At 70.0% G+C, this 24,278-nt stretch carries 26 protein-coding genes; 6 read left to right on the top strand and 20 right to left on the bottom strand.

The features are described 5' to 3' along the window. The first annotated feature begins 74 nt into the window (after window positions 1-74). On the top strand, window positions 75-587 hold the full coding sequence (locus PUT80_RS32985) for a TspO/MBR family protein (RefSeq protein WP_078870730.1): 513 nt from the start codon (window positions 75-77) through the stop codon (window positions 585-587). On the opposite strand, the gene PUT80_RS32980 is transcribed toward PUT80_RS32985, so the two are convergent. From PUT80_RS32980 to PUT80_RS32925, 12 genes are all read right to left on the bottom strand, one after another. Continuing rightward, window positions 584-1,117 (bottom strand): DUF5666 domain-containing protein, encoded by a 534-nt coding sequence (locus PUT80_RS32980; RefSeq protein ID WP_134663677.1) that lies wholly within the window; start codon window positions 1,115-1,117, stop codon window positions 584-586. The genes PUT80_RS32985 and PUT80_RS32980 overlap by 4 nt on opposite strands. 7 nt (window positions 1,118-1,124) lie before the next feature. Beyond that, window positions 1,125-2,327, bottom strand: coding sequence for an ABC transporter permease (locus PUT80_RS32975; protein WP_134734117.1), 1,203 nt, complete (start codon window positions 2,325-2,327; stop codon window positions 1,125-1,127). Beyond that, the gene (locus PUT80_RS32970; protein WP_037818846.1) at window positions 2,324-3,022 is read right to left on the bottom strand and encodes an ABC transporter ATP-binding protein; all 699 of its coding nucleotides are present in this window, start codon (window positions 3,020-3,022) and stop codon (window positions 2,324-2,326) included. The genes PUT80_RS32975 and PUT80_RS32970 overlap by 4 nt, the downstream gene beginning before the upstream one ends. Then, complete coding sequence (locus tag PUT80_RS32965; RefSeq protein WP_275294503.1) at window positions 3,019-4,260, bottom strand: efflux RND transporter periplasmic adaptor subunit; 1,242 nt, start codon at window positions 4,258-4,260, stop codon at window positions 3,019-3,021. The genes PUT80_RS32970 and PUT80_RS32965 overlap by 4 nt, the downstream gene beginning before the upstream one ends. 64 nt (window positions 4,261-4,324) lie before the next feature. Beyond that, a complete protein-coding gene (locus tag PUT80_RS32960) occupies window positions 4,325-4,663 on the bottom strand; it encodes a hypothetical protein (protein WP_275294502.1) in 339 nt (112 codons plus the stop codon). A gap of 49 nt (window positions 4,664-4,712) precedes the next feature. After that, window positions 4,713-5,183: a hypothetical protein gene (locus PUT80_RS32955; RefSeq protein WP_037818844.1), complete on the bottom strand. Its 471-nt coding sequence runs from the start codon at window positions 5,181-5,183 to the stop codon at window positions 4,713-4,715. Continuing rightward, a complete protein-coding gene (locus PUT80_RS32950; protein ID WP_051729650.1) occupies window positions 5,183-5,752 on the bottom strand; it encodes a hypothetical protein in 570 nt (189 codons plus the stop codon). The genes PUT80_RS32955 and PUT80_RS32950 overlap by 1 nt, the downstream gene beginning before the upstream one ends. 20 nt (window positions 5,753-5,772) lie before the next feature. After that, window positions 5,773-6,744 carry a porphobilinogen synthase gene (hemB, locus tag PUT80_RS32945; RefSeq protein WP_078870729.1) on the bottom strand — a complete coding sequence of 324 codons (972 nt, stop codon included), beginning with the start codon at window positions 6,742-6,744 and terminating at the stop codon, window positions 5,773-5,775. 93 nt (window positions 6,745-6,837) lie between these two features. After that, entirely contained in the window at window positions 6,838-8,370 is a 1,533-nt protein-coding gene (locus PUT80_RS32940) for a bifunctional uroporphyrinogen-III C-methyltransferase/uroporphyrinogen-III synthase (RefSeq protein WP_037818842.1), read from the bottom strand. 82 nt (window positions 8,371-8,452) lie between these two features. Continuing rightward, window positions 8,453-9,400 carry a hydroxymethylbilane synthase gene (gene hemC, locus PUT80_RS32935; protein WP_037818841.1) on the bottom strand — a complete coding sequence of 316 codons (948 nt, stop codon included), beginning with the start codon at window positions 9,398-9,400 and terminating at the stop codon, window positions 8,453-8,455. Beyond that, window positions 9,401-10,714, bottom strand: a complete 1,314-nt coding sequence (locus tag PUT80_RS32930) for a glutamyl-tRNA reductase (protein WP_037818840.1) — start codon at window positions 10,712-10,714, stop codon at window positions 9,401-9,403. After that, entirely contained in the window at window positions 10,715-11,503 is a 789-nt protein-coding gene (locus tag PUT80_RS32925; protein WP_037818914.1) for a redox-sensing transcriptional repressor Rex, read from the bottom strand. Window positions 11,504-12,482: 979 nt separating this feature from the next. Between PUT80_RS32925 and PUT80_RS32920 the strand changes: the two genes are divergently transcribed. Then, complete coding sequence (locus PUT80_RS32920; RefSeq protein ID WP_275294501.1) at window positions 12,483-13,151, top strand: hypothetical protein; 669 nt, start codon at window positions 12,483-12,485, stop codon at window positions 13,149-13,151. A gap of 29 nt (window positions 13,152-13,180) precedes the next feature. On the opposite strand, the gene PUT80_RS32915 is transcribed toward PUT80_RS32920, so the two are convergent. Genes PUT80_RS32915 through PUT80_RS32905 form a run of 3 tightly spaced genes read right to left on the bottom strand, consistent with a single transcriptional unit; the run spans window position 13,181 to window position 16,539 of the window. Beyond that, complete coding sequence (locus PUT80_RS32915) at window positions 13,181-14,737, bottom strand: molybdopterin-dependent oxidoreductase (protein ID WP_275294500.1); 1,557 nt, start codon at window positions 14,735-14,737, stop codon at window positions 13,181-13,183. A gap of 58 nt (window positions 14,738-14,795) precedes the next feature. Beyond that, on the bottom strand, window positions 14,796-15,011 hold the full coding sequence (locus tag PUT80_RS32910) for a glutaredoxin family protein (RefSeq protein ID WP_037818910.1): 216 nt from the start codon (window positions 15,009-15,011) through the stop codon (window positions 14,796-14,798). 22 nt (window positions 15,012-15,033) lie between these two features. Beyond that, the gene (locus tag PUT80_RS32905) at window positions 15,034-16,539 is read right to left on the bottom strand and encodes an AMP-binding protein (protein ID WP_275294499.1); all 1,506 of its coding nucleotides are present in this window, start codon (window positions 16,537-16,539) and stop codon (window positions 15,034-15,036) included. A 293-nt stretch (window positions 16,540-16,832) separates the two neighbouring features. On the opposite strand from PUT80_RS32905, the gene PUT80_RS32900 reads away from it, so the two are divergent. The 3 genes from PUT80_RS32900 (at window position 16,833) to PUT80_RS32890 (ending at window position 19,825) form a co-directional block, all read left to right on the top strand. Further along, on the top strand, window positions 16,833-17,531 hold the full coding sequence (locus tag PUT80_RS32900; RefSeq protein ID WP_037818909.1) for a sigma-70 family RNA polymerase sigma factor: 699 nt from the start codon (window positions 16,833-16,835) through the stop codon (window positions 17,529-17,531). A gap of 97 nt (window positions 17,532-17,628) precedes the next feature. Continuing rightward, the gene (locus PUT80_RS32895; RefSeq protein ID WP_275294498.1) at window positions 17,629-18,717 is read left to right on the top strand and encodes a DUF5667 domain-containing protein; all 1,089 of its coding nucleotides are present in this window, start codon (window positions 17,629-17,631) and stop codon (window positions 18,715-18,717) included. Between the two features lie 199 nt (window positions 18,718-18,916). Then, window positions 18,917-19,825 (top strand): HAD-IB family hydrolase, encoded by a 909-nt coding sequence (locus PUT80_RS32890; protein ID WP_051729659.1) that lies wholly within the window; start codon window positions 18,917-18,919, stop codon window positions 19,823-19,825. Window positions 19,826-19,832: 7 nt separating this feature from the next. Here the strand turns inward: PUT80_RS32890 and PUT80_RS32885 are convergent, their stop codons facing one another. Next, on the bottom strand, window positions 19,833-20,240 hold the full coding sequence (locus tag PUT80_RS32885) for a RidA family protein (protein WP_037818834.1): 408 nt from the start codon (window positions 20,238-20,240) through the stop codon (window positions 19,833-19,835). A gap of 61 nt (window positions 20,241-20,301) precedes the next feature. Between PUT80_RS32885 and PUT80_RS32880 the strand changes: the two genes are divergently transcribed. Further along, window positions 20,302-20,913 carry a TetR/AcrR family transcriptional regulator gene (locus PUT80_RS32880; protein ID WP_275294497.1) on the top strand — a complete coding sequence of 204 codons (612 nt, stop codon included), beginning with the start codon at window positions 20,302-20,304 and terminating at the stop codon, window positions 20,911-20,913. A 3-nt stretch (window positions 20,914-20,916) separates the two neighbouring features. Here PUT80_RS32880 and PUT80_RS32875 read toward each other — a convergent pair whose 3' ends face one another. The 4 genes from PUT80_RS32875 to PUT80_RS32860 all read right to left on the bottom strand — a co-directional run bounded on the left by PUT80_RS32875 (window position 20,917) and on the right by PUT80_RS32860 (window position 23,710). Then, window positions 20,917-21,945, bottom strand: coding sequence for a lysophospholipid acyltransferase family protein (locus tag PUT80_RS32875; RefSeq protein WP_275294496.1), 1,029 nt, complete (start codon window positions 21,943-21,945; stop codon window positions 20,917-20,919). Further along, window positions 21,942-22,988: an NAD-dependent epimerase/dehydratase family protein gene (locus tag PUT80_RS32870; protein WP_037818830.1), complete on the bottom strand. Its 1,047-nt coding sequence runs from the start codon at window positions 22,986-22,988 to the stop codon at window positions 21,942-21,944. Before PUT80_RS32870 ends, PUT80_RS32875 begins: the two co-directional genes overlap by 4 nt. A 261-nt stretch (window positions 22,989-23,249) precedes the next feature. After that, window positions 23,250-23,351 carry an AURKAIP1/COX24 domain-containing protein gene (locus tag PUT80_RS32865; RefSeq protein ID WP_007030867.1) on the bottom strand — a complete coding sequence of 34 codons (102 nt, stop codon included), beginning with the start codon at window positions 23,349-23,351 and terminating at the stop codon, window positions 23,250-23,252. A 143-nt stretch (window positions 23,352-23,494) separates the two neighbouring features. After that, on the bottom strand, window positions 23,495-23,710 hold the full coding sequence (locus PUT80_RS32860; RefSeq protein WP_033291067.1) for a helix-turn-helix domain-containing protein: 216 nt from the start codon (window positions 23,708-23,710) through the stop codon (window positions 23,495-23,497). Window positions 23,711-24,278 lie beyond the last annotated feature (568 nt).

Genomic DNA, 24,278 nt, shown 5'->3' with positions numbered 1-24,278 from the left:
GTGTCGGCGGCGCCCAAGCTGCCACCCGATTGCCACCCGGCACACCGGCCTCACTCCTCTTAGGATGGGCGCGCATGGACGGGGCGAGCCATGGAGGAGACGTGACGGCGCCCACACACCGCCGGAACCCGTGGCTGATGCTCGCGGTGTTCTTCGGGCTGGTCGGCGTCATCGCACTGGTAGGCGCGCTGGCGGCGACGACCGCGCCGGACGCCTACAACCGGTACGTGCTGCCGGAGTGGGCCCCGCCCTCGTCGCTGTTCAGTCCGGTGTGGACGGTCCTGTACATCGTGCTCGCCGTCGCGGGCTGGACGTATTGGCGCACCGACGGCGAGAACCAGGGCTTCGCCGCGTACGGCATCGGCCTGCTGTTCAACCTGATGTGGATCTCGCTGTTCTTCGCGGGCGGCTCCACGCAGGTCGCGTGCGTGGACATCGTGCTGCTCGATTTCACCGTGATCGTGACGATCGCGTTGTTCTACCGCCGGTCCCGCGTCGCCGCGCTGTTGCTTGTGCCATACCTGGCGTGGCTGCTCTACACGACTGCGCTGAACGTCGCGATCATCGCGCTCAACGACGTCCCCTAACGGGCCGGCTGCGCCACGATCGCCTGTGCGGTCACCGAACCGTCCGTGCCGGTGCGCCCCTGGACGGTCACCGTCTGTCCCGGTTTGAGGTCGCTGAGCTTGCCCGGCTGAGTCACCCCGACCGTCGTACTGTCCGAAGTGGACACTGTGACTTCGCTGCCCTGCACGGTCTTCACCGTGACCGTGCTGCCGTCGACCTTCTCCACGGTGCCGACCGTCCCGCGACCGCCTCCCGCGCGTCCGCCGAATCCGCCGCCCTGCTGTTGTCCGTCCGCCGGAGCGGTACGGGCGCTGGAAGAGCCGCTCGACGAGCCGAACGCCGCGTGCGTCCAAGCGCCGCCGGCGAACGCCAGCGCCAGCACGAGCAACCCGGCGAGCACCAGCGTCGGCTTGCCGAACGGCCGGGCGACCTGCTTCAACTCGGCAGTGAGATCGCCCTGGACGGCGGGCTCGGCGATGAGGTCTTCCGGACGCGACGCGGCGGGTTCCTCCGGCGGGGTCGGGATGGGCTGGGTGGTCGACGCGGACATGACGCTCCTACTCGTGCCGGAGGGCGTCGATCGGCCGCAGCCGCGAAGCCCGGTTCGCCGGGAAACTGCCGAAGAAAAGCCCGATCAGGGCGGACACCGCGAACGCGAGCGCGATCGACGACGGCACCACGACCGGCTGGATGCCCGCGACGGCGAACCGGCTGCCGACCACCCCGATCAGCACGCCGAGCAACCCGCCGAAGAGGCTCAGCATGGTCGCCTCGGCGAGGAACTGGCCGAGGATCGCCGAGCGCGGCGCGCCGATCGCCTTGCGGATGCCGATCTCGCGAATCCGCTCGGTGACCGTGACGAGCATGATGTTCGTGACGCCGATCCCGCCGACCAGCAGCGAGATCGCCGCGACCGCGCCGAGCAGCACGGTGAACGTCTGGATCGCCGACGTCCGGGTCTGCAGCAGCTGCGCGGAGTTCTGGATCTGGAAGTCCGGATTGGCCGAGGCCTGGATGCCGTGCCGGGCGTCGAGGATCGCGGTGACCTCGGCCTGCGCCAGCCCGATCGCGTCGGCATTGGTCGCCTGCACGGCGATCTGATTCAGCCCGCCGTAGCCGGCGAGCGAGTTCTGCACCGCGCTGATCGGGGCGATCGCGACGTCGTCGGCGTTCTGCAGCCCGGTGCTGCCCTTCGTTTGCAGCACGCCGATCACGGTGAACTGGATGCTGTTGATCAGCACGTTCTTCCCGACCGGCTCGGCGGTGCCGAAGATCGACTGCGCGGTCGTCGGCCCGAGCACGACGACCTTGCGCGCCTGTGTCACGTCCTCGGCGCTGAACAGCTGACCGTCGGCGATCTGCCGGTTCGTGGTGGTGAAGTAGCTGGGTTCGGTGCCGACGACGCTCGACACGTCGTAGGAGGTCTGCCCGTACGTCGCGGTCGCGCTGGTGTTCACCACCGGAGCCGCCGCCTTGACGTCCGGCGCACCCACCGGGTCGACCAGCGCGTGCGCGTCCTGCACGGTGAGCGGCCGGACCTGGCTGGACTGCCCGCCGCCCCGAAGCGGCGACACGTTGACCACGTCGGTGCCGAGTCCCTGAATGCTCGCGGTGATCGCCGCCGAAGCACCGTTTCCCACTGCCACCAACAAGATCACCGACGCGACCCCGATGGTGATGCCGAGCGTGGTGAGCACCGAACGCAGTTTGTTCGACGCGAGACCGCGCACCGCGAACCGCATGATCTCCACGAAGTTCACGCGACCACCCCGGTGCGGACCTCGTCCGACACGATCCGTCCGTCGCTGACCCGCACGACGCGGTGCGCGTGCCGCGCGACCTCGTCCTCGTGCGTGATCACCACGACCGTGCGGCCGAGCGCGTTGAGCCGGTCGAACACGCCGAGGACGTCGACAGTGCTTGCGTGGTCGAGGTTTCCGGTCGGTTCGTCGGCGAGCAGCAACGCCGGTCCGCCGACCAGCGCCCGTGCCACCGCGACGCGCTGCTGCTGTCCGCCGGACAGTTCGTTCGGCAGATGTTTGGCCCGATCGGTCAGCCCGACCATCTCCAGCGCGGCGAGCGCGCGGCGGCGGCGCTCCCCTCGTTTGAGTCCGCTGTAGACCATCGGCAATTCCACATTGGACAACGCACTGGTGCGCGGCACGAGGTTGAAGGACTGGAAGATGAAGCCGATCTTTCGGTTGCGCAGCAAGGCAAGCTGGCGTTCGTTGAGATCGGCGACGGAGAACCCGTCCAGCAGGTAGCGGCCGGAAGTGGGGGTGTCGAGACAGCCGAGCATGTTCAGCAGCGTCGACTTCCCGGATCCGGACGCGCCCATGATCGCCACGTACTCGCCCGGCCACACCTGCAGATCGACCCCGCGCAGCGCGTGCACCGCGGTTTCCCCGCTGCCGTAGGTCTTGCGCAGTCCGGAGACCGCGATCACCGGCTTCATCCCCGGCCCCCGCCGCCGACGCCGCCCTGGCGTCCACCGCCGAATCCGCCCTGCTGACCGCCGCCGAACCCGCCGAGACCGCCCGTTCGCTGCTGGCCGTTGGAGCCGCTCGACGTCGTCGGCGACGCAGCGGTGAGCACCACGCTGTCGCCCTCATTGAGCCCGGACTTGATCTCCACAGTGGACTCTCCGCGCACGCCGACCTCGACCTGGCGCGAAACCGGCTGCCCGTTCTGCTCCACGGTGACCACGTTCGTCGTCCCACTGGTCCGCACCGCCGCGGCCGGGACGCTCAGCACGCCGTCGGCTTCCGCGACCGTGATCACGACACTCGCCGACTGTCCGGGCCGCAGCCCCGACGGCGGGTTCGCCAACGTCAGCTTCGCGCCGTAACTGACGACGTTGCTGCTCGTGGTCGGGGTGAGGTCAATGCTGGAAACGGTCGCCTGCAACGGTTGGTCCGGCGTCGCATTCAAAGTCACGGTGGCTTTCTGCCCAGTTTTCACCTTGCTCACGTCAATTTCCGCCACCGAGGTATTGACGACAAGACTGCCCATGTCGGTGATGTCGATAAAGCCCGTGCTGCTGCTGGACGAGGATTGCTGTCCGGACTGCCCGCCAGAGCCGGAACTGGAACTCGACGACGCCCCCGCCGAATTGTTGCTGGAATTGGACCCGCTGCCCGTTTGCTGCCCGACCGTCCCGTTGATCGCGGTCACCGTCCCCGCACCGGGCGCGGTCAAGGTCGTGGCGGCGAGCGCTGATTCCGCGTTGTCGACGTCCAGCTGCGCTTGATCCACTTTGGCCTGCAGCGACGTGGTGCTGCTCTGCGCCTGCGTCGCGGTCTGGTTCGCGGGAGGGTTGTCCTCCGCCGTCGTGAGGTTGTCCTCGGCGACCGCGAGATTGGCCTTGGCGACCTGAAGTTGTTTGCTCGCCTGGGAAGAGTCGATGGTGGCGAGCTTCTGCCCGGCGCTCACGACGTCGCCGACCTTCACGTCGATGCTCGTGACCTTGCCGGACGTCGTGAAGTTCGCGGCACCGGTGTACGTGCTCGCGATCGTGCCCGCCGCCGAAACGGTCTGCGAGACGTTCGCGCGCCGGACCGGCGTGGTCCGGGTTTGTGCCTGCGCGGTCGAACTGGCCGGCGAAAAGGCTTGGTAAATCCCGAAAGCCGCGCCGCCGAGCAGCACGACAAGGACTCCGTTGACCACCCAGGTTCGTGTGCGCAGCCGCGTCATGGCCGCAAGATTGCGGGGCCCGCTTAGCAGTGAGCTGTTGGTTCCCTGTGGGACAGCTGTGTAATCAGTACTTCTTCTTTTTGTGCCGCGCCCGCACCGCGAGCAGCAATTGGCGGACCGCGTCCACCACCAAGACCGCGGACAGCGTGCCGAGCCCGAGCGCCCCGGCGATATGTCCGCCGAAGTACCGTTCCGAGGCCAATCGCGTGCCGTCGCCCGCCGTGGTGACGACCGTGACGACCCCGGCGTGCCACAGCGCGAACGCCGCCCACAGCGCCAATCCGGCCACCACGACCTCGCCGAGCGCGACGAACGCGCGCCACGGCTGGTTGAGCTTCGTCTGCGGCTGGGTTTCCTCCGGCGGCCAAAGCCCGGCTCCGGTCGGCTGGGGTAGGTCGATCACGGGATCCAGCCTTTCAGGTTCGCCGTCGTCGCGCGTCCCTCGTGCGGGTTCAGTTCCGGGAGTCATCGGCCTGCTCCTCGGGTTGGTTCTTCGCGGCCAGCTCCGCGAGCGCGGTTTTCAGCGCTTCGACGTCGCGGGCCCAGGCGAGCACTACCGTGCCGTCGTCCAGCTCGACCGGCAACTCGTCGTACTTGCGCGGCACCGACCAGCCGCCGCCGAGCACGCGAGTCCCGACCGGCGCGCCGACGTCGGTCACCGAGGCGATCCGCTCGGCGGCCACCGTCTCGCGGCCTTGCCGCAGCCCCTCGGTGGTGACCTCCAGCGAAAGGAACCGCCGCCGCGCGTAAACCCAGGGCAGGGTCAGCGCGACCAGCGCGACGCCGATCAGCACCCAGCCGACGACGTGCGTCGGCCCGCCGGTGGCCAATTCGGCGAGCGCGCCCAGCAGGGCGAACAGCGGGCCCCAGATCAGCGCCGACCAGCCGACGCCCGGCTCGGAGTACAGCGTCCTTGCCGCCATTACAGGTTCTTGCCGACCTTCGGGAAGTAGTCCGCGACCTTCGGCAGGTACAGCAGGATCAGCATGACGACCAGCGTCAGCGACGACGCGAGCGCGTAGACATTGCGGGGCACCCCGAGTTCGAACACGATGGCGAGCACCGCCAGCAGCGCTGCGATGGTGCGCGCCGAACGCGTACCCTCGCGGGCCTTCCAGGCGAACAGCACAAGCAGGGCGCTGTAACACAGCGCGCCGATCAGCATGGCCCACACGAAGAAATTCGCGGTGGACTGAGCCTGCTCGAGGGTGATCGCTTGGCCAGGCTGCTGCTGCTTCATGATCGCGTCGGCGAACTGCTGCTTGACCGCGACGAGGACTACTTGACCGACCACGATGATGAGCGCCGCCACGATGGCGAGCACGAACGCGGCGTGCACCTCCAGCGGCGGCTTGGCCTTCGGCGCGGTCTCCCCCGGCAGCACCGGATCCGGCGCGCGCCCGCGTTTGCGGCGCTCGTCGTCGGTGAGCCCGGAAAGATCGTCCGAGGTCACGCTGGCTGGCTTCGGGGTGTTCTCGTCCTTCTCGGCCACCCGAAAGACCCTACCCGGGCTCAGTCCAGCCAGGCCGCGGCCTCGGCCGCCCAGTAGGTGAGGATCAGGTCCGCACCCGCGCGGCGGATGGAGGTGAGCACCTCGAGCACCGTGCGCTCGCGCTCGATCCAGCCGTTCGCCGCGGCCGCCTCGACCATCGCGTACTCGCCGGAGATGTTGTACGCCGCGACGGGAACCGGCGAAATGTCGGCGGCCGCCTTGATGATGTCCAAATAGGACAGTGCAGGCTTGACCATGACCATGTCCGCGCCCTCGGCCAGGTCGAGTTCGAGTTCGCGCATCGCCTCGCGCGCGTTGCCGAGGTCCTGCTGGTAGGTCTTGCGGTCGCCCTTGAGCTGGGAGTCGACGGCCTCACGGAAGGGACCGTAGAACGCGCTGGCGTACTTGATCGAATAGGCGAGAATGGCGGTCTCGCTGTGCCCGACCTCGTCGAGCGCCCGGCGGATCACGCCGACCTGCCCGTCCATCATCCCGCTCGGCCCGAGCACGTGCGCGCCCGCTTCCGCCTGCGCGACCCCCATTTCGGCGTACAACCGGAGCGTGGCGTCGTTGTCGACCACGCCGTCCGCGTCGAGAACGCCGCAGTGCCCGTGGTCGGTGAACTCGTCCAGGCAGGTGTCGGCCATCAGCACGGTGGAGTCGCCGAGTTCGCTGCGCAGATCCCGCAACGCGACGTTGAGGATGCCGTTCTCGTCGACCGCGCCGGACCCCTGCGCGTCCCGCTTCTCCGGAACGCCGAAGAGCATGATCCCGCCGACGCCAGCGTTGACGGCCTCGACCGCGGCCTTGCGAAGAGTGTCGCGAGTGTGCTGAACGACCCCCGGCATGCTGGCAATCGGCCGCGGTGCGTCAAGACCCTCGGCCACGAACATCGGCAGGATCAGCTGCCGTGGCCGCAACGTGGTCTCACTGACCATCCTGCGCATTGCCGGAGTAGTACGAAGCCTGCGGGGTCGCTGCTCAGGGAACACACATCCAAGGTACTCCCGCACTCATCCCGAAAGCCGTGAAGGGCTCCTTGAGGGAATCTGATTCCCTCAAGGAGCCCTTCACGGACCGAAACCTCAGCTGCGCCGAGTCCGCTTGGCCTTGCGCGGCGGCGGCAGCGCGCCCTCAGCCCGAAGCCGGGCGGCGTGCTCGGCCAGCGCGTCCACCAAATGCGGCACGTCAGCCTTCTCCGGCTGCACATCCACCCGCAGACCGAACTCCACCGCAGTCTCGGCGGTCTTCGGCCCGATGCACGCCACCAGCGTGCGCGTGTGCGGCTTCCCGGCAATCCCGACCAGGTTCCGCACGGTCGACGACGAGGTGAAACAGACCGCGTCGAACCCGCCGGTCTTGATCATCTCGCGGGTCTCGGCTGGCGGCGGCGCGGCCCGGACGGTCCGGTAAGCCGTGACGTCATCGACTTCCCAGCCCCGCTCGACCAGACCGGCCGACAGGATCTCGGTGGCGATGTCCGCGCGCGGCAGCAGGACGCGGTTGACCGGGTCCAGCACGTCGTCGTACGGCGGGAACTCGGCCAGCAGGCCCTCGGACGACTGCTCGCCGGTCGGGACCAGTTCCGGGATGATGCCGAACGAACGCACCTTCGCCGCGGTCGATTCGCCGACGCAGGCGATCTTCACGCCGGAGAACGCGCGCGCGTCGAGACCGAACTCCTCGAACTTCTCCCACACCGCGCGCACCGCGTTGGTGGAGGTGAAGACGATCCACTGGTAGCGGCCGTCGACCAGGCCCTTGACCGAGCGCTCCATCTGCGCCGGGCTGCGGGGCGGCTCGACCGAAATCGTCGGGACCTCGTGCGAGGTCGCGCCGTGGCCGCGCAGCCGCTCGGCCATCTCGCCAGCCTGCTCCTTGGTGCGCGGCACCAGGACCTTCCAGCCGTACAGCGCCCGCGACTCCCACCAGGACAGCTTCGACCGCTGCCCGGCGGCCTGCCCGACCGTCACGACCAGCGGGCCGACCAGCTCGCCCGCGTCGTTCGCGACCGAGGCCAGCGTGGTGTCCAGCGTGCGCTGGGTGTTGATGGTGCCGTTCGCGGTGACCGCGACCGGGGTGGTCGGGGGCAGCCCCTTCTCGGTGAGCTGGCTCGCCGCCTCGGCCAGGTGCGCCGAGGTCGCGTGCAGCACGATCGGGCCGGGGACCGCGGCCAGCGCGCCCCAGTCGACCTCGCCGCGGACGTCCGCCTCGGTGTAGGTGCCGCCGAGCGCGACCCCCGCGTACGCGGGCACCGCGGTGCCCGGCGCGACGCCCGGGATGACGTCGAACACGGCCGAGGTGCGGGCGACGGCCTGGACCTCGGCCACGACGGCCGGGCTGGTCAGCGGGTCGCCGGAGACCAGCCGCAGCGCGAGCCGGCCTGCCTTGGCCTCGGCGGTCAGGTCCTTCGCGACGTCGGACGGTTCGCCGACGGCGGGGCGGACCTCGGCGCCGGGGGCGGCGAAGGCGAGCACGCTGGCGGGCACGTCCGGGTCGGTCACCACGACCTCGGCCTTGGCCAGGAGTTCCTGGGCGCGGACGGTGAGCAGCCCGGCGTCCCCGGGGCCCGAGCCCACGAAGGCGACGCGCCCGGCGGTCTTGCGAGCAGGGGTCATCGTTGGTGTTCTTCTCCTCTTGGGCGGCCGGTGCTCCGGCCGCTGGTGTCGGGCAGGTCGTGCGGGTCGGTGACGGCTGGCGTCACAGCGCGGGGCCGAGCAGCGCCCCGGCTCCCAGGTCAAGCAGTTCGGCGGCCAGTTCCCGGCCGAGCTTCTCCGCCTCGCCGATCCCGGCGATCGCGGACGCCCGCACCATGTCGACGCCGCCGTTCTCGCCTTCGACGGCAGCGGTGCCGCGCAGCGAGATGCGTTCCACCACCGCGCCCTCGTCGTCGAGGTCCTCGACGATCTCGGCGAGCGCGCCCACCGGCGCGCTGCACCCGGCTTCGAGCGCGGCGAGCAGAGCCCGTTCGGCCGTCACCGCGACCCGCGTGCTCTCGTCGTCCACCGCGGACGCGAGCAGGTGCTCGATGTCCACGTCGGCGGCCCGGCACTCCAGCGCCAGCGCCCCCTGCGCGGGGGCGGGCAGCATCTGGATCGGGTCGAGGGTTTCGGTGATCTCGTCCACCCGGCCGACCCTGGCCAGTCCGGCACGCGCGAGCACCACGGCATCCAGCTCGCCGTCGGTCACCTTGCGCATGCGGGTATCGATATTGCCTCGGATCGGCACGATTTCCAAACCGAGACCCAGCGCGCGCAGCTGCGCCATCCGCCGGGCCGCGCCGGTGCCGACCTTCGCGCCCGGCGGAAGCTCGCCGAGGGTGAGGCCGTCGCGCGCGATCAGCGCGTCGCGCGGGTCCTCGCGCGGCGGCACCGCGGCCAGCACGAGGCCGTCCTCGGGCGCGGTGGGCAGGTCCTTGTACGAGTGCACGGCGACGTCGATCTCGTTGCGCAGCAACGCTTCCCGCAGCGCCGAGGTGAACACGCCGACCCCGATCTGCGAGATCGGGGCGCTGGAGAGGTCGCCGGGGGTGGTGACGGTGACGATCTCCACCTCCGCCCCGGTGGCGCGGATGGTGTCGGCGACGATGCCGGTCTGCGCGAGGGCGAGCTTGCTGCCCCGCGTGCCGATGCGAATGACTCTGGTCACTTACCGCTTCTTCTCGGATTCCGGCGCTGTCGGGCTCGCCACGGCCGCAGGAGCCTGCGGGTCGAGGCAGAACAGTTCCCGCAACGCGTTGGCGTAGTCGGTGTCGGCCGTCTCGGCGGCCAGCTGCTTGACCCGCACCGTCGGCGCGTGCAGCAGCTTGTCGACCACGCGGCGAACCGTGCGGCCGACCTCTTCGCGAACCTGGCTGTCGAGTTCCGGCAGCCGGTTGTCCAGGCGGAGCAGCTCCGCGTCCACGACCTCGGCCGCGCGCCTGCGCAGCGCGGTGACCGTGGGCGTGACCTCGGCACTGCGCTGTCCGGCGAGGTACTCGCGCACCTCGTCGAGCACGATGCCGTTGGCTTTGGCGGTCTGCCGCTCGGTGGTCGGGGCTCCGGCGTCGCGCATGCGGCGCTGGATCGTCTCCAGGTCGACCACGGTGACGTCGGCGAGTTCGGCGACCGCGGGGTCGACGTCCTTGGGCAGCCCGAGGTCGCAGACGACCAGCCGCCGGCCGGCGCGCGCGGGCACGTGCCCGGCGAGGAAGACCGCGTCCTGCGCACCGGTGCACGCCACGACGAGATCGGCCAGTTCGACCGCGTCCGCGAGTTCAGTCAGCGGCACCGAACGAGCCGGGATCCCCTCCGCGACGACCTTCTCGGCCAGCCGGGCGGCGTTGGCTTCGGTGCGGTTGGCCACGGTGATCTCGGCGATCCCGGCCTTGCGCAGCTGGGCGGCGGCGAGCGCGCCCATCGAACCGGCCCCGACGATCAGCGCGTGCTTGCCCGCGATGTCCCCCGCGGCGGCCAGCGCCTCGGACACGACGGACGCGCCGAGCTGGTCGAGCCCGGTCTCGGAGTGCACGCGCTTGCCGACGCGCAGCGTGGTCTGGATCAGCTCGTGCAGTGTGCGGCCGACGGTGCCGGCGTCGCGCGCGGTCGCGTACGAGGACCGGACCTGGCCGAGGATCTGCGTCTCGCCGACCACCATCGAGTCGAGGCCCGAGGCGACGGAGAACAGGTGCTCGACGGCCGCGCCCGCGTAGTGCACGTACAGGCTGTCGTACAGCTCGGCGGGCTCCATCCCGGCCTTGCGGGAGAGCACCTCCGAGACGTCGTTGACGCCGCCGTGGAACGTCTCGACCACGGCGTAGACCTCGATGCGGTTGCACGTCGAGACGAGCATGACCTCGCTGATGTGCTCCGCCTGCTGCAGGTCGTGCAGGACCTTGGTCAGCTCGTCCGCGGGGATCGCCGCACGCTCGAGCGTGCCGAGATCCGCACTGCGATGGGAGAGCCCGACCGCCAACACGCTCATTCAGCGCACCACCATTCCGAGACCGCCGTCCGTACCGGCGCCGTTTCGTCCGCTCCCATTGTCGGCGGGCCCGCCGGCGCCGGGTAACCCGGTATTCCCCCGGTTTTCCCCGGCGGATGCCGCGCTGTCGGCGCGCCGAGCCACGTGGAACGAGAGGATCTGCAGCTCGACGGCCAGGTCGACCTTGCGGACCTCGACGTGTGCCGGCACCTGGAGCACTACCGGCGCGAAGTTGAGGATGCACTGGACGCCGCCTGCTACCAGCCTGTCGCACACCGACTGCGCGGCGGTAGGAGGTGTGGCGATGATCCCCACGGAAATCTCCCTTTCGGAGCAAACGCGAGGAATGTCGTCCATGTGGGAGACCGGGAGACCCCCTACGGGAACGCCGATCAGATCGGGGTCGAGGTCGAAGAGCGCTTCGACCGGGAAGCCGCGGCCGGGGAAGCCGCCGTAGTTGGCGAGCGCGTGGCCGAGGTTGCCGATCCCGACCACGGCGACCCGGTGCTGCCGGGTGAGGCCGAGGATCCGCTCGATCTGGCTGACGAGCACCTGCACCTCGTAGCCGACGCCGCGGGTGCCGTACGAGCCCAGGTAGGAGAGGTCTTTGCGGAGCTTGGCGGAGTTCACGCCCGCCGCGGCGGAGAGTTCCTCGCTGGAGACGGTGGTCGCGCCCTGTTCGGCCAATCCGGAGAGGATCCGCAGGTAGACGGCCAGCCGGGCGACGGCGGCCTCCGGAATCTGCTTCGCGCGGACCGCGGTGTCCTCCGCATCGGAGACGGCGGGCATCTCGGCGGTAGGCGCGTTGTCGGCGTCCGGGGCGGGGCGGGAAGTGCGGGCGGCGCGGCGGGTGCGGGGTTTGGCGTCGCTCTCCGCTTCGGCCTGGGTTTCAGCCTGGGCTTCGGCGGCGGCCCGGGTGCTCGCCCGGCTGGCGCGGCCGTTGCCCGCGGCGTGCTCACCGGCGGCCTGGTCCTGCCCAGCCGCTCGGGCGCCACGGTCGGACGCTGCCCGGCCATTGCCCTCGGCGTGCTCACCAGCGTCTGCCCGGTTAGCGCGGCCGTTGCCATTGCTGGACGCGGCCCGGCCGTTCCCGGAAACGCGCCCATTGCCAGCGGCGTGCTCGCCACCGCCAGCGACCTGGTCGTCCCCGTTCTCCGCACCTGTCGCCGAGTTTCCGTTGCGCGCCAAGCCGTTCTCGCTCACCGTGGCTCGGCGGCGGCTGCCCGCGGCGTGCCGTCCACCGGACCGGCGCGCGGTCGGCGGGGCGGATTCGGCGGCGTCGGATTCGTCGCGGGGAGGCGTGGCCGGCGGTTCGGCACCGCTGCGCCCGCCCCGCTGTGTCACCACGCTGACTTCTCCTCAATCCGGCTTCGTGCCCGCGCTGTCCCCCACCTGCCTTGACCGGCAGTGGAAAACCAACCCTTGACCCCACGGCTTCCGTCCGGTTCGATGCCGGTCCTCGCGGGGACGGGTTCCTACGGTAGTCCACTTGTGAACGCATGCACAAAGTCACTGGTCATCCGCATGACCAGAAGCACAACGAAGCCTGCGGTCCGCCTGTAGGCGCACTTCCGATGACGATCTCCAGTTGCCTCGCCATCGGCCCGCCGAACGGCCAGCACCAACCTGCTGCGAGGCAGACTCAGCAGCCGCAAGCTGCGGCACGCCCGCACTCGCGTTAAGACGCAACCCCTTCGGGTAGCGGCTAAGTTATCCAGTCGTTGCCGGGTTAACAGCCACCAACCATCACCTTATTCGGGAGCAACTCGTGAGTCAGTGGCTGCTAGGCATCCCTTCCGTAGTTTTGATCGGCGGTTACGCGTACTGGTACTTCCGCAACTACCGCAAACGCCGCGACCAGTACGCCGCCGCGGCGGCCGAGCATGGTTGGGCCTACCAAGAGCGGGACCGCGACCTTCTCGGCCGTTGTCACGGGTATCCGTTCAACGATGGGCGGCGTCCTCGGGCTTGGCACGTCGTCACCGGAACGAACGGCGATCGCGAATTCACGTCGTTCGAGTACAGCGCCGTCTTTGGCCATGACGACGCTGAGTCAAGCGATCGCGCCGAGCGGCAGTTCACTCAGGTCTTCGCCCTCCAGTTACCTGGGGCGGCACCAGACCTGACCGTCCGGCCGCGCGGCATGCTCGGGCAGTTGGCCCATGGCCTCAAGACCAGCTCCAGCGGCAGTTCGGACTTCGATCGGAGTTGGGCGGTCGATGGGGCGCCTGCCGACCTCAGCCCGCAGGTCCGGAGCTGGGTCACCACACACCGCCGGCCGTTCCGGCTTGTCGCGGGCCAGTTGTGGACGTGGGCAGACGGTCGCATGGACCTCGCTCGCATCGAACCGGCTCTCAATGACCTGCACCAGCTCGCCGACGCGCTCAGCCGCCAACTGCCTCCGCCCGCATCAGCTAGCGGCGGGCACCACGCCTGAGGCTGTCCCGGCTCTTCGCAGGTCTGGGTTCACACCGCGGTGAACGGCACCTTGTGCCATCCAGTCGCACCGTCCGGCACCGGGTCCGCAGGATGGTCGGTCTGTGTGTACCCGGACTGGTCCGTCGCCCGCACCGTCACCGTGTGGCTGCCCGGCGGCACCGGCACCTCGGCCCACCACATCCGCCACGTGTCCTTGTTGACCTCGGCCGACAGCGTCGCCGGGACCCACGCGCCCTGGTCCACGCGTACTTCCACCTTCGCGATCCCGACGTGCTGCGCCCACGCCGTCCCCGCGACCCGGACCTTGCCCGCGCGCACCGACGTGCCGTCGCCCGGTGCGTCGATCCGCGATTCGGTCTTGATCGGGGCCTGTTCCGCCCAGCCGCGCTGCAGCCAGTACGCCTGCCGCGCGTCCCAGGTCGTGAACTCCAGGTCAGTGACCCATTTGGTCGCCGAGACGTAGCCGTACAGCCCGGGGATCACGATCCGCGCCGGGAAGCCGTGCTCGACCGGCAGCGGCTCGCCGTTCATGCCGATCGCGAGCATCGCGCCGCGCGCCGGGTCGAGCGCGACGTTGGCCGGGGTGCCGCAGGTGAAGCCGTCGACGCTGGTCGCGTACATCTGCTGCGCGCCCGCCTGCACGCCCGCCGCGTCCAGCAGGTCGACCAGGTCGACGCCGATGAAGTTCGCGGTCGAGATCAGGTCGCCGCCGACCTCGTTGGAGACGCAGGTGAGCGTCACCGTCCGCTCGATCAGCGGCCGGTTCCGGATGTCCGCGTAGGAAAAGCTCACCTCGCGGTCGACCATGCCGTGGATCTTGAGAGTCCAGTCCTCGGCCCGCACCTGCGGCACGACGAACGCGGTGTCGATCCGGTAGAAACTGCCGTTCGGCGTGATGAACGGCGGCGAGCCGAGCTTGTGGAAATCCGCGTCCGGCGGCAGCGGCGGGGCCTTCTTCGCGGCGACCAGCGGACCGATCGACGCGCGCGAACCGGTCGCGCTGCTGGTGGTGGACACGACCTCGCCGACGATCGCCGCCACCCCGGCGCCGGCCGCGATTCCCGCGCCGCGCTGCAGGACCTGGCGACGGCTGAGCCCTTGCCGCGGTTCGGTTTCCGCGGGCAGCGCGCGTTTGTGCAGCCAGCTGAACACCAGCAGCGAAGCGCCCAGCGCCAGCACCGGAGACAGCAATGCGAGCTGTCCGACGTCCGTGCGCTCGAACACCGCGAAGATCCCGAACGCGCCGACCAGGACCACCAGCAACTGGCCGGGCAGCGCACGGCGGCGCGAAAGCTGTCCGGCGAGCACCGCGAACGCCAGCAGCACCACGGCCAGGCCGATCTTGAGCACGGTCTTGTCGGCGGTCCCGATCGTCTGCTCCGCCCACACCACGACGGCGTGCGGGCTGTGCGCGATGACGAAGTCCGCGACCGCGACGAACGGCGACGCGTTGTACCCGACAAATCCGGCAACCAGATGCCCCACGCCCAGCGCGACGGCCAGCGAGACCAGCCCGATGAAGGTCGCGATGCCCAGCGACAGGCGCGGCCGGACGGTCGGCGGGGCTTCTTTCAACGCACTCACCCCACCATCTTCGGCGGGTCCGGGCGGGTCCGGCCCGTTCAAAGCGCTTACGGGTTGCTTACCGCAGTGCCGCGCGCAGCCGTTCTTCCTCGACGCGCCAGTACCCGTGCTCGACCCCGTCGATCAGGATCACCGGCACCTGGTCGCCGTATTCGGCCCGCCATTCCGGGTCGCTGTCGACGTCCGCGGTCTCCCACGGCACGCCCAGCTCGCCGCAGATCCGCGCGACGTCCGCCTCGGCCACGTCGCACAGGTGACATCCTTCGCGGCTCATCACGGTCACTTTGTGCACAGGATCAGCGTAGCTTCAGCCGGCGCAGCTTCCCGGTCGCCGAATGCGGCAGCGTCTCGGCGAACTCGACGGTGTGCGGCACCTTGTACCCGGCGAGATGCGCGGTGCACTGGTCCACCACCTGCTGCTCCGACAGTGCCGCGCCCTCGGCAGGCACCACGACCGCCTTCACCGCTTCGCCGCTGCGCTCGTCGACCACGCCCACGACGGCCGCCTCAGCCACCCCGGGCAGCTGCGAGATCACTTCCTCGACCTCGTGCGGGAAGACGTTGAAGCCGTTGACGATGATCAAGTCGTTGGCCCGGTCGACCAGGTGCAGGTCACCGTCGGAGTCGAGGTAGCCGACGTCGCCGGTCCGGAACCAGCCCTCGGCGTCCGGACCGTGCGCGCCGTCCGGCCAGTACCCGGAGAACAGGTTCGCCCCGCGCACCGACACCAGCCCGGTGCTGCCGCCTGCCTCGAACACGTCGTCCGGCTCCTCGGGATCGAGCGGCAACTCGTCCGCGGACCCGTCCGACTCCACCAGCCGCAGCTCGATGCCGGGCAGCGGACGTCCGACCGATCCGGGCTTCGGATAGCCGGTGACCAGCGTCGACGTCACCACCGGCGCGCATTCGGTGAGCCCGTAGCCCTCGTACACGTCGACCCCGGCGGCTTCGCGGATCGCCGCGAGCACCTTGGGGTGCAACGGCGCGGCACCGGACGTCAGCCGTTTCACCGTCGCCAGGCCATGAGCCAGCTCTTCGGGGTCGAGCGCGGCGAATTCGTTGTACATCGCGCGCACACCGGTGATCGCCGTGACGCCGTGCTCGGCGCAGTCCTGGAGCGTCCGCCGGGCTTCGAAGCGTTCGGACAGCACCAGCGTCGCGCCGACGGCCGTGGCCATGAGCAGGCCCGGGCCGAGACCGTAGACATGGAAGAGCGGGATCGACACCAGCACCCGGTCGTCGTGCTCGGTCACTCCGTCCACTTGGGACAGCTGATCGAGGTTCGCCAGCAGCGCGCGGTGCGACAGCAGCACTCCGCGCGGCGGACCGGTCGTGCCGGAGGTGTACGAGATGACCGCGATGTCCTCGCCGGAACGGCCGAGGTCGACCGGTTCGCCCGACTCGTCGCCGCGCGGCGGCAGTCCGGCGATGCCGTCGGGCAATTCGGCGTCGTCGCGCTGCACCACGCGTTTCGCGCCGCAGTGCTCGAGCAGCCGTTCCAGTTCAGGTGCGGGGGCCTGCGGAGAGAGCGGGACGGCGATTCCGCCCGCGCGCAGCACCGCGAACAGGGCGACCGCGAAGTCAGCCGACGTCGGGAGCCGCAGCACCACCGGGTCGCCCGGCGCGACGCCGGAGGACACCAGCCGGTGTGCTTGCGCGTGCGCCGCTTCGTCGAGCTCTCGCCAGGTCAGCGTGGCACCCGTGCCCGTCTCGGTGATCGCTGTGCGATCCGGCCAGCGGCTGGCCGCATCGGCGAGCAGGCCGGCGACGCCGTGGGCGGTGCTGATCCGGTCCACCCCCACCCCTCTCGTTCCGTTGCGGATTCGTCATCTTGTCACCCGTAATGGGGATGCTGCGCGATCGTCGCACCTCTGCCTGACCGGGACACTACCTACTTCGCGGTAACAACACGTATGCTGCACTGCGTCGCCGGGTGGCGTTGATCACTACCGGGTGACCCGAGCAAGGGAGTCGTCGTGCCGAAGCCGCCGGTCCACGAGGGTGTGGGACACGCGCCGAGGCACGCCCGCACGCCCTCGGGTACGCACCCGGCCGCACCAGGGACCGCCGGAGGTGCCGCCCGATGAGCCGTCCGATCACCCTGTCCGCCGCACCGCACCGCGGTCCGGTCTCGATGTTCGCCGACCGCGTGTTCGGCTCGCCCGCGGCCGCCGTGCCGCTGCCCAAGGCCGACGCCGAACCGGATCCCGCCGAGGTCGCGAAGGCCGAGGCGTGGGAACTGGTGCGGGCCGCGCAGGCGGGCGAGTCCTCCGCGTTCGGCCAGCTGTACGACCGGTACGTCGACGTCGTCTACCGCTACGCGCTCTTCCGCCTCGGCGACCGCGACCTGGCCGAGGACGTCACCAGCGAGACCTTCCTGCGCGCGCTGCGCCGGATCACGTCGGTCAGCTACCAGGGCCGCGACGTCGGCGCGTGGTTCGTCACCATCGCCCGCAACCTGATCCTCGACCACGTGAAGTCCAGCCGGTTCCGGCTCGAGGTCGTCACCGACGAGGTCGCCGAACCGGGCGGCGTGCCCGGCGGACCGGTCGGCCCGGTCGCCCAGGCCGGGCCCGAACAGCAGGCGATCGCGGGCGCGACCAGGGCCGAACTGCTGCGCTGCGTCGCCGAACTGGGCGAGGACCAGCGCGAATGCATCGTGCTGCGGTTCCTCCAGGGGCTGTCGGTCGCGGAGACCGCGCAGATCATGGACCGCAACGAGGGCGCGGTGAAGGCACTGCAGCACCGGGCGGTCCGGCGGCTCGCGCAGCTGCTGCCCACCGGCTTGCGTTGATCGTTCAACGAACAGCCGTAACTTTTTCGGCTTCTTAATCGTTTCTCACCCAGACCGGCGGTCAGGGCCGGGCGTTGGGTGGAGACGGAGCAGCACCGTGGGCGTGCCCGGGTGGTTTTCGCGTGGTCGGACCGAGAGCGAACGGTTCGACGACGCGATCGACGCTTCCCCCGGACAGCGGCCGGAAGAATTCGCCGAAGAGCTGGCACTGGTCGGCGCCCTGCGCGAACTGGGCCAAGCCGGAGCCCCCGATCCCGCCACCCGAGCCCGGATCCGCGCCGAGATCGAAGGCCGCATCGGCGAACCGCTCCCCCGCCGCCGGTGGCGGCCGCGAATGGCCGACCTCGCCGCCGCGGGCATCGCGCTGATCCTCGGCCTTGGCGGGCTCACGCTGCTGCTTTCGCGAGACGCCTTGCCCGGAGACGCGCTGTACAGCGTGAAGCGAGCCGGCGAGGTCACGTCGCTCGGGCTGACCTTCGGCGACGAAGCCAAGGCCGAGAAACACCTGAAGTTCGCCGCGAACCGCGTCACCGAACTGGGCCGGATGAGCGACGCCAGCCCGTCGGCGTACCAAACCGCCCTGCACGATTTCAGCAGTGACGTCCGCGCGGGCGTGTCCGAACTCACCGAACTGGCGACGACGAGCGGCAACCGCACGCGGCTGACGTCGCTGGAGTCGTGGGCGCAGAGCCAATCGCGGCAGCTGGAGTCGGAGCAGGCCGACGTCCCGGTGTCCGCCCTCGCGGATCTCCAGCAGGCACGCCTCCTGCTCGACCGGGTACAGCAGCGGACTTCCGCACTGGGCTCGCGGCTGAGCTGCTACCAGATCACCACCGGCACCACGGACGAACTCGGCCTCCTCCCGGCGCGCGGCGCGTGCACCCAGCAACCGCTGTCACCCGGCGGCTCCACGCCGACCAGCCCGCCGCCTGCTGCCGGGACGAGCGTCCCGCCGACGGACTCCCCGCTGCCGGTGCGCTCGGTCTCGTCGCCGACGCTGAGCGACCCGAGCACGCCGACCCCGACGCCGACGTCGCCCCAGATCCCGCACCCGCCGGTCCCGCCGAGCGTCCCGCCGCCGATCACCGCCCCCACCACACCCCGGATCCCGACCCGGCCCGCACCCCCGCCGGTCGTCTCGATCCCGCCGCTGCTGCCCGGACTGCCGCCGATCGTCATCGGCTGACGCCAAGGTCCGTGAAGGGCTCATTGAGGGAATGAGATTCCCTCAATGAGCCCTTCACGGACAGTCGGCCGCGACATGCGTCACCCCGGAACGCAACCCCTGTCCGAGGCGCGGGCCACATCTCCAACGGGTGAGTCGCACGGTCGCTACCCTGTGCTGCAGGACCCGGTCGGCGTCGTCCGCCGGGACGTGCCCGAACCTGGAGGCGGTGTGCGTGTCAGCTTGGCGTGGCAAGGATAAGAGTCAGGAACTGGAGCGGCTCGCCACGCTCGCCGGAGAAGCGTCGGCGGAGGCCGCGTCCTCCTCGGCGCAGCTGGCGACGACGGTTCCGCCCGCGCCGCCGGACCTCACCGCGGGCGCCTTCTTCGACGTGGACAACACGATGATGATGGGCGCGTCGATCTTCTACTTCGCCCGCGGGCTCGCCGCGCGCAAGTTCTTCACCTCGGCCGACCTCGCCGGTTTCGTGTGGGACCAGGTCAAGTTCCGCATCGGCGGGCGCGAGAACAAGGCCGACATCAAGACCCACCGCGAGCGCGCGCTGTCCTTTGTGGCCGGTCGCACGGTCGAGGAGCTCACCACGATGAGCGAGGAGATCTACGACGAGCTGATGGCGGACAAGATCTGGTCCGGCACCCGCGCGCTCGCGCAGATGCACCTCGACGCGGGCCAGCGCGTGTGGCTCGTCACGGCGACCCCGATCGAACTCGCCGCGATCATCTCCCGCCGCCTCGGCCTCACCGGCGCGCTCGGCACTGTCGCGGAAACCAAGGACGGCGTCTACACCGGACGGTTGGTCGGCGACATGCTGCACGGCCGCGCGAAGGCCCACGCGGTCCGCGCGCTCGCGTCGCGGGAGGGCCTGAACCTCAAGCGCTGCACGGCTTATTCGGATTCGCAGAACGACGTGCCGATGCTGTCGGTCGTCGGCACCGCGGTCGCGGTCAACCCGGACAGCGGCCTGCGCGACGTCGCCCGCGCCCGCGGCTGGGAGATCCGCGACTTCCGCACCGGCCGCAAAGCCGCCCGCATCGGCGTCCCGTCCGTACTCGGCGCGGGCGCGGTCGCGGGGGCGGTCGCCGCGGGGATGGCGTACCGCCGCCGCTGAAACCGGATCAGTCCAGCACCGCGGTCGCCTCGACCTCGACCAGCAGGTCCGGTTCGGCCAGGAACGCCACGCCGATCCCGGTCAACGGGGCCTGAATGCTGACGCCCAGCTTCTTCTCCGCCCGCTGCACGCCCTCGACGAACTCGCCCATCTTCTCCGGCGACCACTCGACGAAATACACGGTCAGCCGCGCGACATCCGCGAACGTGGCGCCCACCTCGGCCAGCGCCGCGGCCACGTTCAGGTAAGCCTGCTCGACCTGCGCGGCCAGGTCCCCTTCCCCGACGTGCCCGCCGTCCGCGGTTCGCGCGACCTGCCCGGCGAGGTACACCGTCCGCGAGCCGGTCGCGACGGACACCTGCCGGTAGAGGCCGACCTGCGGCAGCGAAGCGGGATTGACCAGGGTGACGGCCATGTTTCCTCCTGAAGATCCTCGGTCTTCAAAACATAGCATTGCAATGCTATAGAATGCCGCCATGGCGAGGGCGAAAGATCCGGCAGTGCGCACCTTGCTGCTCGAACGGGCAGCGCAGATGCTCCGCACCCGCGAACCGATCACCCTGCGCTCGCTCGTGACCGGCACCGGAGTGTCGACGATGGCCGTCTACACGCACTTCGACAGCATGGACGGACTGTGGAAAGCCTTGCGGCAGGAGGGTTTTACCCGGCTGGCGCACCGGATGGCCGAGGTCCGCCAGTCCGCCGATCCGGTACGCGACCACGCCGCGCTGATCTCCGCGTACCTCGGCAACGCGCTGGCCCACCCGGACCTGTACCGCGTGATGTTCGACGCCAACTTCGACCTGGAAGACGCCCAAGCCGCCGACGACACCCTCGAGTACCTCGTGCAAGCCGCCGCCCGCGGCCGCGACACGGGCCGGTACCGCGAAGGCCTCGACGCGCTCGAACTCGCCACGCAAAGCTGGGCCATCGCGCACGGTCTGGTCTCGCTGGTCGCGAACGGTCCCCTGCCGCGCGGCACGCTCGAGCACGGCGCGGCCTTGCTGACCGCGCTGTTCGTCAGCGTCGGCGACGAACCGCGGCGCTGCGAACGCTCAGTGCATCGGGGCTGGCGCCTGCCCGGCTGAAGCTCAGCCTCGGAAAACGCTGCGGCGCTGGGAAAGCCTGCGGTACAGCGAGTGCTGGATCGACTCGCGGACCTGGTCGGTGAGCGTGAACACCAGCATCGGATCGTCGACCGCTTCCGGGCCGTAGTCGTCGGTGCGGATCGGTTCGCCGAACTCGATGGTCCACTTCGTCGGCAGCGGCACCGCACCGAGCGGGCCCAGCAGCGGGAAGAACGGCGTGACCGGGAAGTACGGCAGTCCGAGCAGCCGGGCCAGCACCTTGAGCTCGCCGATCTTCGGATACGTCTCCTCGGCCCCGACCACCGACACCGGGATGATCGGCACGCCCGCGCGCATCGCCGCGGACACGAATCCGCCGCGGCCGAAGCGCTGCAGCTTGTACCGCGCGGAGAACGGCTTCCCGACGCCCTTGAAGCCTTCCGGCCACACGCCGACCAGTTCGCCGTTGGTCAGCAGGCGTTCGGCGTCGGCGTTGCAGGCGAGCGTCTGCCCGGACTTGCGGGCGAACGACCCGACCAGCGGCAGCTTGAACACCAGGTCCGCGCCGAGGCCGCGCAGATGCCGTCCGCCGGTCTCGTCGTGCACCGCGACCGCGGTCATCAGCGCGTCGAGCGGCAAGGTGCCGGAGTGGTTGGACACCAGCAGCGCGCCGCCCGCCTTCGGCAGGTTCTCGACGCCGAACGTGTCGACCCGGAACCACTTCTCGTACAGCGCGCGCAGCGGCGGCAGCACGAGCGTCTCGGTGAGCTCGGCGTCGAAGCCGAACTCGTCCACCTCGTAGTCGCCAGTGAGCCGGTGGCGCAGGAAGGTGAGCGCGCCGCGCACCGATTCCGACAGCGGATCGGCCGCGGGCTCGCGCGCCGGACCGGACGGCTGCGCCGGGAACTCCACGACCGGCGCGTCCACCCGCTCCTCGACCGGAGCCGGGGCCTCGGCGGGCTTCTCCCGGCCGGGTCCATGCAGCGGAATGACCTGTGCCTCAGCACTGTTCACGGGATTCGCCTCGCTTCCGGCCCTCGTCGCGTGGTTCATCGGCGCGCCTGCCCGGTGGCGGCGGCCTCGAGCACCTTGCCCGCCAGCCCGGCCAGCGCGCCGCCGTCGAGCACCGGACGCAGGCCGCGGCCGGCCACGTAGTCGTCGAACGCCTCGCGGGTGGTCCAGCGGGGCGTGTACCCGAATTCCTTCTTGAGCTTCGTGATGTCGACCGCGCGGCCGAAGTTCAGCAGCCGCACCTGGTCGGCGGAAAAATCGACCAGCCGGGCGCCGCGCAGCAGCTTCCCGACCGACGGCACCACGCCGCGCGGCATCGGCAGCCCGACCCGGCCCGCCCGGCGGATCGCCTGCGACAAGGTCAGCACGCCCTCGGACGCGACGTTGAACACGCCCGGCCGGTCTTCCAGCGTCGCCATTTCGAGCACTGACAGCGCGTCTGACCCGTGCAGCAGCTGCAGCCGGGAGTCGTAGCCGAAGACGGTCGGCACGACCGGCAGCGAGAAGTACCGGGCCAGCACGGTGTCGACCTCGGGGCCGATGATGTTCGCGAACCGCAGGAGCGTGACGGTCAGGTCCGGGCGGCGGCGGGCGAGCCCGCGCACGTAGCCCTCCATCTCGACCGCGTCCTTCGCGTAGCCGCTGGTCGACGGCGGGATCAGCTCCGAATCCTCGGTGAACACCGCCTGCGAACGCGCGCCCGCGCCGTAGACCGCGGCACTCGACTTCACCACGAGCTTGCGCACCTTCGGCGCGCGCTGGCACGCGGCGAGCAGCCGCATGGTGCCGATGACGTTGACTTCCTTGACCGCGGCGCGCCGGCTCGGCCCGGCCGGATGCGCGGTGCACGAGGTGTGCACGACGGTGTCCACCTCGGCGCTGCTGATCACCTTCGCGATGAGCGGATTGCGGATGTCCGCGCGGACGAACTCGGCGCGGCCCATCCGTTGCTGGACGTCCTTGGACGGCGGGGCGGTGTCGACGCCGATCACCCGCTCGAGATCCGGATGCGCGCCGAGCCTGGCGAGCAGCTTCCCGCCGAGGTCGCCGGCGACTCCGGTGACGAGCACGATGTTCGAGGCCATGGAACTCCCTGATCGGCAGCAGTGTGCAAGACGGAGTGATCACTCGGGGTGCGCGAACCTGCACTCGCTGGAAGCATCGCGCTGATGCACTTGCCATGTTACCGGCCCCGGACACCCTGCTGACCAGGTCTTACCTGGTATTTACGAGGGACGTCCGGATTGCGATACGCGCCTCACTCGATCGGGCGTAGGAAGGTCCGAACATGAGTGTGGCCCGTCCAGAGACTGGACGGGCCACGAAGCCCTAGCCGCGCGGACGGCTCACTTGCCGGCCTTGCGCCGCTGCACGCGCGTACGGCGCAGCAGCTTGCGGTGCTTCTTCTTCGACATGCGCTTGCGGCGCTTCTTGATCACGGAACCCATGGGCGCTCCTCTTGGTCGTCGGTCACGCTGCCCGGCGCAGCGTCCAACGGGTGGAGCGCACAGGCACGAGCGGTTTACCAGGTTACTAGCGTCCCGGCGCGGGCTGGTCGGCGGGCATGGTCTGACGCATGCCCGCCGTCGGATCAGCCCACGTCGAAGTAAGCACCCTGCAGATACTCGTGCACCGCTTTTTCCGGCACCCGGAAGGACTTCCCGACTCTGACCGCGGGAAGTTCGCCCGAATGCACCAGGCGGTACACGGTCATCTTCGAGACCCGCATCAGCGTGGCCACTTCGGCGACTGTCAAAAACTGGACCTGCCCTACCGCGGGCAAATCCTCCCTCTTGTTCGGCGACATGTTTACCGCGTCCTTCGACACGTGTCGCGCCACGAGGCTTCCCCACCTGTGGTATCGACACGCACGTGCTCTTCCGAGGGTAGCGGGACAGGTGGGACTCGTGCGACGCCTGTCACCAGGATGGGCCCTCACCTGGGGCTTCGCGTAGCCCGGACGGCGCAGCAGTATCCGATTTGCCGGATTCGGCCCGGTGCGGCGCTACGACATCGGCACCGCTGAACGGAGCAGCGGACCCGCCGACGCCCTCCCCGGGCCCTGGCTCGAAGCGCCCCAATGTGGCATTGGGTGCATGCGACGCACCGAATGCCACATTGGGTGCGTCAGGTGCACCCGATGAGGTTTTCTCAGCAGCGCGGTACGCGGTGGGTTCGTGGCAGTGATGCTGGTCAGGGCACTGTGGGCGTCGACCGGCTAGGCGCGCCGGGCGGCTCCTCTCCCACCGAGGTCCGTGAAGACATCCCTGGGTTTTGTTTGTCAAGCGGCTGTGGGTTGTTGTCTGTTTTGGCTGGTTGTGGTGGCTTGTGGCCAGGCGGTTGCTTCGTTGTAGTGGGTGCTGGTTGTGAGGCAT

The sequence above is a fragment of the Amycolatopsis sp. La24 genome, assembly GCF_029087445.1.
Classification (GTDB): Bacteria; Actinomycetota; Actinomycetes; order Mycobacteriales; family Pseudonocardiaceae; genus Amycolatopsis; species Amycolatopsis nivea.
Note: the sequence above shows the minus strand (reverse complement) of the source record. Positions and strands in the feature narration are given on the sequence as shown.